The sequence below is a fragment of the Pantoea sp. genome (genome assembly GCF_039594315.1).
Classification (GTDB): domain Bacteria; phylum Pseudomonadota; class Gammaproteobacteria; order Enterobacterales; family Enterobacteriaceae; genus Pantoea.
This window is the reverse complement of the sequence record NZ_JBCNNP010000085.1, coordinates 1-9612: the sequence shown is the minus strand read 5'-3', so window position 1 is coordinate 9612 and position 9612 is coordinate 1. Positions and strand designations below refer to the sequence as shown.

The following is a 9612-nucleotide window of genomic DNA, read 5'->3' as shown; positions in this document are numbered from 1 at the left end:
GCAGACGAGATGATATAATTTTTGCCATATTTTCAAAAAAAGTTGAAAGCCTGGTTCTCAGTTTGAGTGAGGAAGCTTTCAAATCGCAATCCCGACCGGAACCTGCAGATTTATGAGTAAACCAATTCAGATGGAACGTGGCGTCAAATATCGCGATGCCGACAAAATGGCGCTGATCCCGGTGAAAACCGTGGTGGTTGAGCGTGAAGAAATTCTGCGTAAGCCGGAATGGATGAAGATCAAACTGCCTGCGGACTCAACGCGCATTCAGGGCATCAAAGCCGCGATGCGTAAAAATGGTCTGCACTCGGTCTGTGAAGAAGCGTCCTGCCCTAATCTGGCGGAGTGTTTCAACCACGGCACGGCAACCTTTATGATCCTTGGTGCGATTTGTACCCGTCGTTGCCCATTCTGCGATGTGGCACATGGTCGCCCAAATATGCCTGACGCCAACGAACCGCTGAAACTGGCCCAAACCATCGCCGATATGGCGCTGCGTTATGTGGTGATCACCTCGGTTGACCGTGACGATCTGCGCGACGGCGGTGCTCAGCACTTTGCTGATTGCATCACGGCCATTCGCGAAAAAAGCCCTTCAATTAAGATTGAAACGCTGGTGCCGGACTTCCGCGGACGTATGGATCGCGCGCTGGAAATCCTCAACGCCACGCCGCCGGATGTCTTCAACCACAATCTGGAGAACGTGCCGCGCGTTTATCGTCAGGTTCGTCCGGGCGCCAACTATGATTGGTCGTTGAAATTACTGGAACGTTTCAAAGAAGCGCATCCTGAAATCCCAACTAAATCCGGTTTGATGGTTGGCCTTGGTGAGACCAATGCCGAAATCATCGAAGTGATGCGCGATTTGCGTCGTCACGGCGTTACCATGTTGACGTTGGGACAATACTTGCAGCCGAGCCGCCATCACTTGCCGGTACAGCGTTACGTCAGCCCAGCCGAATTTGATGAGATGAAGGAAGAAGCGATGGCGATGGGCTTTACCCATGCAGCCTGCGGCCCGTTCGTACGCTCGTCTTATCATGCTGATATGCAGGCGAAAGGCCTGGAAGTAAAATAACCCCTGCCCGTGATTGCGCTTGAATTGGGCGCAATCGCAAAAATCTCCTTAAATGTCTTAATCCTCGTCTCAAATCTGTCGCTTTAACCGCTGAGGCCATAAGAGCCTATTTAAATTTCTCAGCGTTTTTTAAAGGTCAGATCATGCAAACCACTCTTCATCAACAAGGACTCGTTTTCACGCGAGTACCTGATGAGGCGTATGGACGAAACTACAATGGCACAGGCGAAAGTCTGGATGCATTGAAGGCACGCACCACGCCGATGGACATCACCAATCCGTATAAATCAGCACACGCTTCGTGTGCACAGGCATTTGTTGCGACTGCGATAAGTATTGAGCATCGATATAGCGAAATGGAAATGCAAATCCCGCCGACCCAAATTTCGCCGTTAATCGTTGCTTCGACGACTAAAGCCTCGCGCGGGATGAGTTTTTACGCAACTGACGAGCAACCGGAGCAGTTAAGCATCCAAGTGCCAGAAGCGGTTAAAACGGAGTTTCAATGGAGCAGCAAGCTGCCAGAAATGGAATTTAGTATTCCATTGCCTGAGCTTTGGTTAGCGCATCCAGCACACCCGTCGGCCATTAACGCCTCCGCATTTGTTACGCCACATATCATCAGTGATGATGCAGAATCGATGGTAATCAGCGAACCCGCAAGCCCAATGACTGAGAGTAAAGTACTCATCGCGGAGAGCATTAATGTAGACGAGAAGGTGCTATTTAGCGGCAGTGCGCAGGTTGGAGCATTGGTTCAGTTTTACATTGATGAAGTCTTAGTCGGTAGCACTGAAAGCGATGCTCAAGGTCATTGGCAATTTATGCCACCCGCCAGCCTACCTGCTGCGACACACACATTCAGTGCTGTGATAGCTAATGAGAGCGGCATATTGACCAACCACGTTGATTTGTCATTCGTTATCAACTCGCTGCCGGATGTATCTATCACGCTGATTGATGATAACGATCTGGCGCAAATCGACGTTGGATTGATTGATCGGGTTATGCAGCATGAAGAGATGCCAACATCATTGGCACCGATCATTATCACTGCTGAAATGCTCGAAGACTGGCAAACGCAGGATGGCATTCGTTCAGTTGATATGCTGCCATACGGCGATTTGCTACTCGACAATGAATGGGAGAGTGCACACATAACCTGGCATTAATGCAAAAAACAAAAACCAGACTGGCAACAGTCTGGTTTTTTATCAACGTAATAAATGTTTACACTTATTGACGTTCGGCGCAGAGATTACTCTTTGTGGCTGACGCGTTCAGCAGGTGCTTCTTCAGCGCTGCTTTTCGTTGCGCCGGATTCATCATCTTTCATGGCTTTCTTGAAGCCTTTGATTGCGGAACCCAGATCGCCACCCAGTGAACGTAACTTGTTGGTGCCAAAAAGCAGTACGATGAGCGCACCGATGATCAGCAGTTTGGCAATGCTGAAACCTTCCATAATTTACCTTTCAATCATTGTGAAAAACGGACCCAGCTATTAACGCGCAGTTTATAGCCGCTCTCAACTGCAATCTGTAACAGAGTGAGACCGTTAGATCAGATAAAGCGGCTAAGAAACGCCTGCGTCCGTGGGTGCTGCGGATTGCCAATCACCTTCTCTGGACTGCCCTGCTCCACCACCACGCCGCCATCCATAAATACCACGCGATCGGCCGCTTCTCGCGCGAAGCCAATTTCATGAGTCACCACAATCATCGTCAATCCCTGATCGGCCAACGTGCGCATGGTGGCGAGCACTTCACCGACTAGTTCAGGATCGAGCGCGGAAGTCGGCTCATCAAACAACATCAAAGCTGGTTTGATCGCCAGCGCACGTGCAATCGCCACACGCTGCTGCTGACCACCCGATAAATGGCGTGGCCAGGCATCGGCTTTGTCACTCAATCCCACGGTCGCCAGCAATTCACGCGCGTGCTTTGTCGCTTCATGGCGCGGAAACTTATGCACGCCGATTGGGGCCTCAATGATGTTTTGCAGCACCGTCATGTGCGGATAGAGATTGAACTGCTGAAATACCATGCCAATTTTCTGGCGCTGATGGGCAATTTTGCGTGCTGACAGGCGGTGCAAAATGCCACGCTTCAGTTCATAGCCAATTTGATCCTCGCCGACCATAATCGAACCGGCATTCATATCTTCCAGATGGTTGATGCAGCGCAGGAAGGTCGATTTCCCTGACCCCGAAGGCCCAAGAATCACCACCACTTCACCGGGAAACACATCCAGATCGATGCCTTTCAGCACTTCATTATCACCGTAACTTTTCTGCACATTACGTGCACACACCAGCGGCTGAACCTGACTCATACATCCTCCTTCAGACGACGCGCAGCGGCGGGCGCTTGCTCAGTTGTTACGGTGCGACGTTTATTCACCACGGTGCGCGTGGTACCGCGTGCGTAGTAACGTTCAATCGCGGATTGCCCCACGTTGAGGATTGAGGTGATAAACAGATACCAGATCACCGCCACCATCAGCATCGGAATGATTTCAAAGGTACGGTTGTAGACTGCCTGCACCGAGTACAGCAGATCGCCCATCGCGATAACGCTCACCAGCGACGTGGCTTTGATCATGCTGATCAACTGGTTACCGGTTGGCGGGATAATCGAACGCATCGCTTGCGGAATGATTACGCGACGCAACGCGCGACTGCGGCTCATACCAAAGGCTTGCGTGGTTTCCACCTGGCCGTTATCCACTGACAATAATCCGGCACGAATGATCTCCGCCATATACGCCGCTTCGTTAAGCGCCAATCCGGCGATGGCCGCAGTTAATGGCGTGATCAGATCGTTGGTATTCCAACTGGCAAAAGTGATATCCGTCCACGGAATGGTGATGGAAATGGTCGGGAACAACGTCGACAGGTTGTACCAAAAGATCAGTTGCACCAGCAGCGGCGTGCCACGGAAAAACCAAATGTAGAGCGAGGAAACTCCGCTCAGCAATTTGTTCTCCGACAGGCGCCATACGCCCAGCAACAGGCCCAACAGCGTGCCGAGGATCATCGACACCACGGTAAGTCCCAGCGTGACTTGCAGCCCTTTCATCACCGAACCTTCAGTGAACCACTTCAACACCACGTTCCACTCAAAATTCGGATTGGTCGCCACTAACCACAAAAAGTTAGCGGCGATTACCAGCACCAAAATCCATGAGATCCAGCGCCCATAGGTGGGCGCACTGCGGGCAAAAGCCACATCGCGCTGTTGCACGTCGGCCTTATCCCTGGCTCGCGAATTATTGGTGACTTCACTCATTTTGCCGCCCCCTGCGCGAGGTTACGTCCCGGCTGCTGTAACATGTTGCCGTCTAATTTCCACTTCTTCATGATGGCCGCGTAGGTACCGTTGCTGAACAGCTCTTTGTAGGCATCCAACACCACGTTGCCCAGCTCAGAACCTTTTGGTACTACGGTGCCTTGATAGATATCACCAAAGCCGTTTTTCTGCCCTTTGCCTGACAATTCCAACTGACCATTGGCCTGCTCGATGAAGTAGGTCAGCGGCGCTTGTGAGGAGAAGAACGCATCGGAACGTTTTGAACGCACGGCTAAAATCGATGATGGCTGATCGGTGAAGGATTGCACCACCACCGCCGGTTTGCCTGCGGCGACACACGCATCAGATTGCTTACGAATCACCTGCTCGGCAGAACCGGCTGCCATTACCGCAATGCGCTTGCCGCAGGTGTCGTCGAGACCATTGATTTTCGCCGGGTTGCCTTTCTGCACGCCAAACACCACGAATTCCTGCACAAAGTCGATAAAATCGACCTTCTGCTGGCGGTCTGGGTAATCACCTACCGGGCCAATCGCCATCTGATAGCGCCCGGAATTAATACCAGCCAATACGCCAGATAAACCACTGACGGTGGCATGCTCAATCTTCACACCCAGCAATTGCGCCAGCGCTTCGGTCAGATCGGCCGAGGCACCTTCCATTGAGTTCGGGCCATTGACGATTTCATACGGAGGAAACGATCCGTTATTTACCGAGATCATTTTGCCGCTGCTTTTAATCTCCGCAGGCAGACGCTCGTGCAGTGCCTGATCCACCTTTTGCGTTGGAATAGCGTCAGCTGCCTGAGCGAAACAGGCCGTCAGGCCCAATGAAAGCGCGATGGCGGTAGCAATAGTTTTCATCAGTCAGATTCCCCAGCGATCAAAATGATTTGAGTTCAGGACGAGCAAAACAGCGATTTTCCAGCACCGGCAATACGCTGCGTGCGTAAGCAATACGCTGTGGATCTAAATCAGCAAACACTAATGCGGCCGATTCCGGCGCTTTGGCGATGGCGACACCCAACGGATCGATCACTAAGCTGTTGCCGATATTGCGCGGCCCACATTCGCCCACCGCCACCATGTAGCAGGTGTTTTCCAGTGCACGCGCGGTGGTCAGCAATTCCCAATGCATCTCTTTCAGGGGGCCTTTGACCCACGCTGCTGGCAGCACCAACACATCCGCGCCGTCCAGCACTAAGCGACGCGCCAGCTCCGGGAAACGCACGTCGTAGCAAGTCATCAAGCCGACTTTCATCCCCGCCACCTCAACCAGCGGCGGCACTTCGCGGCCCGGATTAACACGCTGTGATTCCTGCATCGCGAAAGCATCGTAAAGGTGCAGTTTCACGTATTCCGCAATGATTTCGCCGTTGCGAATGGCGATCAGCACGTTGAGCGCTTTCTGATCTTCGGTAGGAACGTGCACGCTCATCATGGTGGTCAACATGTTACCTTTGCTGACAGCCAGCAACTGCGTAACGAACGGACCATCCAGCGGCTGCGCGGCTTTTAGGACCAAATCTGGGTCGGCGATATCACGCGCCAGCACGCCTTCCGGTAGCACCAACAAGTCAGCGCCACCCTCCAGCGCCTGATTCATCAAGCCGATGCAGATATCAGTGTTTTCCTGCCATTCACGGCTGACGGCAAATTGCCCCATTGCTACTTTCATGGTTATTCTCCTTGTGCCGCCGCCGGGAAAATATCCTCTGGCGTCAACAGCGTTTTAGTTAGGCCTTGCTGGAACAACTCATTAGCAAAGTCGGCAATCATCTTTTTGTTAGCGGTAAATCCGTTTTGATTCCAGTCGGCAGGTAATTCCTGCGCGGTACGTCGCAAATCGTCGAGCAACCACGGTGTGGTATCGGCGTATTTCTCGCGTTTCTTCATCCACATCTGGTACGAACGATTGATGATGTCACTCAGCGCTTGTGGCAACCACGGATGCGCTTCAGCCAACGCCGGTTTGATGGCCAACAGGTGAATCCCCGGCACGTAACCGACGCGATTGAAGTAGTCACGCTCAGCGCTGGCGAAATCCACTTGCAGCTGACGTAAACCTGAATCTGGCAGGAAAAAGCCTTCCGGCATGAACGGTGTGAATACCGCGTCCAACTCGCCCGACTTCAGCAGTTCGATCAGTGGGCGCTCGCCCGGTGCGGGCTCGATGCGGCCCGGACGACCAAAACCGGCCAGGCGATCAACTATTGGATGCTCCTCGGTTAAACGCCCGGCAAACCAATACGCATCATCAATCTCTACGCCCGCTTCACGCAGCACGGTGCGCGTCCAGGTATTGCCTGAATCCTGCCAACCGGTGACGCCAATTTTTTTGCCTTTCAGCTGTGCTGGTGTGGTAATTGGGCTCTCTGCGGTGGTGATGATGCAGCGCTGGCGGAAGCCGCGCATCAGGAAGTGCGGCAAGCCGAGCAGCGAACTGTCGCCTTTGGCGCGGGCTTGCGCATAGCGGCTGAACGACACTTCTCCGGCATCGTACTTGTCGCTGGTGGCAAGGTTGTCCACCAGCGTACCGACACGATCGATCTCCAGCGAAAACCCTTCCGGTTTAATATCGCCGAGTGCCAACGGTGTGAAGTAATCCCAGTCACGTACCGCCAGTCTGATGGTTATCATAGTTATGCTTTCCCCGTCTGTTCTGCCAGCCTTGCGGCTGTGATTATTTATGCAGCAAATAGTGCTTGAATTTGAGTCTAAATCGCGAATACTAATCTGAACAATCTATTATTTGTTACTGAACAAAGGTTTTTCTTATGACGCAAATTGTCGATTTGGAGTGGCTCAGTGAACAAATAACCGACGCTTCGGTAAAAGGCATCGCGCATGTCGCCTCCACCTTGATTCGCGATGGCGAGATTGCGGTGGGGATGCAAATGCCAGCCGTGCGTGAGCTGGCGGAGCGATTAGGCGTCAGTCCAGCAACCGTTTCCGCTGCCTGGGCGCAGCTAAAGAAGCAGAAAGTGCTGGCGGGGAAAGGCCGCAGTGGCGTGTGGGTCAGTGGCAATAGCGTGATGCCACGCCCGATTCGCTTTGAAACCATCGGCAATTACGGTGAAAACATTCAGGCTTCGCTGGCGATGGCTTCCCCCGATCCTGCATTGCTGCCGGATTTACGGGAGGCGATGTTGGCGGGTATTGTTTCGCCGCAGTTGAATAGCTATCAGCGTGAAGCGATTTCGCCACAATTGCAGGCCGCAGTGGCACCTCGTTGGCCTTATCCCGCAGAAGCCTGGCTGGCAACCGATGGCGGATTTGATGCGATGAATTTGATTGTGCAGACGCTGGTATCGCCCGGCGATTGTGTGGTGATTGAAGATCCCACCGCGACACGCTTACTTGACATGCTGGATAACATCGGTGCGGAGATTTTGCCGCTGCCCTGCGACGAGCAAGGTCCGCGCGCAGATGTGCTGGCCAAACATCTGCAAAAATCGCCGGTGATGTTTATCTATCAGCCGCGCACCCATTCGGCTACTGGTTACACCGTCAGCCAACGACGCAGTCTGGAGCTGGCGCGCGTGCTGGCGAACACTTCAACCATCATCGTTGAGGATGACGGTATTGGCGATCTGTCGCGCTGGCCGGTATGGAGTTTGGGCGTTCACTATCCCGAACGCGTGCTACATGTGCATTCGTTCTCCAAGGCGTACGGCCCGGATTTACGTCTGGCGGTGCTTTCGGGCACCAGCGAAATGGTGAAGCGGCTGCAAGCGTGGCGCAATTTTGGTGTGAGCTGGACCAGCCGAATTTTGCAGGATGCCGTAGCATGGATGCTGAATGATGCGAGTACACAGCAGCGTATTAAGCAGGCGAAAACCATTTATGCGCAGCGTCGGCAACAACTGCTCGCCGCGCTGGCTCAGCGTGGTCTGCTGCTGGAGGAGCGCGATGGCTTAAGCGTATGGATTCCGGTGGAATCAGAGCAATATGCCATGATCACGCTGGCCGCACGCGGCATTGCTGTGCTACCCGGTGAACGCTGTAGCATTATCAGCCGACAATTCATTCGCGTTAGCGCGGCGTTACTGCCGTTTGCCCAACTCGATAGCATCGCCGATGCGATTGTGATTGCCACCGGACGCGATCTGCATATCAGCCCAGATCTTTGATGTGATAGCGCGGCGATTCCACATAACCTTCGCGCGCATAGAACTGATTGGCCTTCAGGCGCGAAGAGTGGCAATGCACTTCCATGCGATCGCAACCGCGTGAACGCGCCAACTGCTCGGCATGACTCAGCAATTGCTGTCCACTGCCTTTGCTGCGCTCGCCTTCGGCAATACAGAAGTAGCTGATGCGGGCAAAGTCACCGGCTAACGCCAATTGAGGAATGAAGTGCAGTGACAGAAAACCCAGCACCTGGCTTCCGTGCTCTGCTACCAGCAAAACTTCATCCGGGTGATTGGTCAGTTGCTCCAATCGTGAATCAATAAATCCTTCCGTCGCGCTGTATCCGAGTTCGGTTAATAACGCGCTAAGCGCAAAACTGTCTTTTGCTGCTGCCTGACGTATATTCATCCTGCCTCCTCACTTTTCCCTGAGCATTTATATAGCGTTGCCAGACAAAAATCTGCAAGTAAGGATTGTTGAGGGGATGTTACGGCAGTTATCTGTGAGACGTGCCGCAGATTCTACCCTGTCACCAGAGTGTCATCACCGCTTAAGGCAGACTTAATCTGGCTTTGTCATGCTGAGGAAAATGAATCTTTGAGGCCAGAACCATGAAAAATTGCATCCCACGTTCTTTCGATGAATTTATGGCGTTGAGCGTGACGACGTTAGCCATCATCAGTTGGATGATTATTTGGTGGCGAGCCTGAAAAATCATAAAAAAAAACCCGCCATTAGGCGGGTTTTCAGAATTCGAACTGTTAAATTACAGTGCGATAACGTTAGCAGCTGATGGGCCTTTAGCACCGTCAGTGATTTCGAACTCTACACGCTGACCTTCAGCCAGAGTTTTGAAACCGTTGCTGTTGATTGCAGAGAAATGTACGAATACATCTTTGCTGCCATCTTCTGGAGTAATGAAACCGAAGCCTTTCGACTCATTAAACCACTTTACGTTACCTTTGATCTTAGACATCTATATTACCTTTACATGAAAAAAGGACACTAAACTGTGTCGACGTCTAGTACAGCAATTGCGGTGACATTTGTCCAGTGCGAATTGATGAAAAAGTGATAAATATTGATTTTTTGC

11 protein-coding genes are annotated in these 9612 nt (G+C 52.4%); 3 read left to right on the top strand and 8 right to left on the bottom strand.

The features are described from left to right. The first annotated feature begins 112 nt into the window (after positions 1–112). The gene (lipA, locus tag ABDW13_RS22695; protein ID WP_343554773.1) at positions 113–1078 is read left to right on the top strand and encodes a lipoyl synthase; all 966 of its coding nucleotides are present in this window, start codon (positions 113–115) and stop codon (positions 1076–1078) included. A gap of 143 nt (positions 1079–1221) precedes the next feature. Beyond that, the gene (locus ABDW13_RS22690; protein WP_343554772.1) at positions 1222–2250 is read left to right on the top strand and encodes a hypothetical protein; all 1029 of its coding nucleotides are present in this window, start codon (positions 1222–1224) and stop codon (positions 2248–2250) included. Positions 2251–2336: 86 nt separating this feature from the next. Here ABDW13_RS22690 and tatE read toward each other — a convergent pair whose 3' ends face one another. The 6 genes from tatE to ABDW13_RS22660 form a co-directional block, all read right to left on the bottom strand. After that, a complete protein-coding gene (tatE, locus tag ABDW13_RS22685) occupies positions 2337–2540 on the bottom strand; it encodes a twin-arginine translocase subunit TatE (RefSeq protein ID WP_343554771.1) in 204 nt (67 codons plus the stop codon). 98 nt (positions 2541–2638) lie between these two features. Next, entirely contained in the window at positions 2639–3409 is a 771-nt protein-coding gene (locus tag ABDW13_RS22680; RefSeq protein ID WP_343554770.1) for an amino acid ABC transporter ATP-binding protein, read from the bottom strand. After that, positions 3406–4365, bottom strand: a complete 960-nt coding sequence (locus tag ABDW13_RS22675) for an amino acid ABC transporter permease (RefSeq protein ID WP_343554769.1) — start codon at positions 4363–4365, stop codon at positions 3406–3408. Before ABDW13_RS22675 ends, ABDW13_RS22680 begins: the two co-directional genes overlap by 4 nt. Continuing rightward, positions 4362–5249, bottom strand: a complete 888-nt coding sequence (locus ABDW13_RS22670; protein WP_343554768.1) for an ABC transporter substrate-binding protein — start codon at positions 5247–5249, stop codon at positions 4362–4364. The genes ABDW13_RS22675 and ABDW13_RS22670 overlap by 4 nt, the downstream gene beginning before the upstream one ends. Before the next feature lie 19 nt (positions 5250–5268). After that, complete coding sequence (locus ABDW13_RS22665) at positions 5269–6063, bottom strand: deaminated glutathione amidase (protein WP_343554767.1); 795 nt, start codon at positions 6061–6063, stop codon at positions 5269–5271. 2 nt (positions 6064–6065) lie between these two features. Next, a complete protein-coding gene (locus tag ABDW13_RS22660) occupies positions 6066–7025 on the bottom strand; it encodes an ABC transporter substrate-binding protein (protein WP_343554766.1) in 960 nt (319 codons plus the stop codon). 137 nt (positions 7026–7162) lie between these two features. Between ABDW13_RS22660 and ABDW13_RS22655 the strand changes: the two genes are divergently transcribed. Next, on the top strand, positions 7163–8518 hold the full coding sequence (locus ABDW13_RS22655; protein WP_343554765.1) for an aminotransferase class I/II-fold pyridoxal phosphate-dependent enzyme: 1356 nt from the start codon (positions 7163–7165) through the stop codon (positions 8516–8518). On the opposite strand, the gene ABDW13_RS22650 is transcribed toward ABDW13_RS22655, so the two are convergent. Both ABDW13_RS22650 and cspE read right to left on the bottom strand, forming a co-directional pair. After that, on the bottom strand, positions 8502–8927 hold the full coding sequence (locus ABDW13_RS22650; RefSeq protein ID WP_343554764.1) for a GNAT family N-acetyltransferase: 426 nt from the start codon (positions 8925–8927) through the stop codon (positions 8502–8504). The genes ABDW13_RS22655 and ABDW13_RS22650 overlap by 17 nt on opposite strands. 358 nt (positions 8928–9285) lie before the next feature. Then, the gene (gene cspE / locus ABDW13_RS22645) at positions 9286–9495 is read right to left on the bottom strand and encodes a transcription antiterminator/RNA stability regulator CspE (RefSeq protein WP_007890714.1); all 210 of its coding nucleotides are present in this window, start codon (positions 9493–9495) and stop codon (positions 9286–9288) included. Positions 9496–9612: the final 117 nt, after the last annotated feature.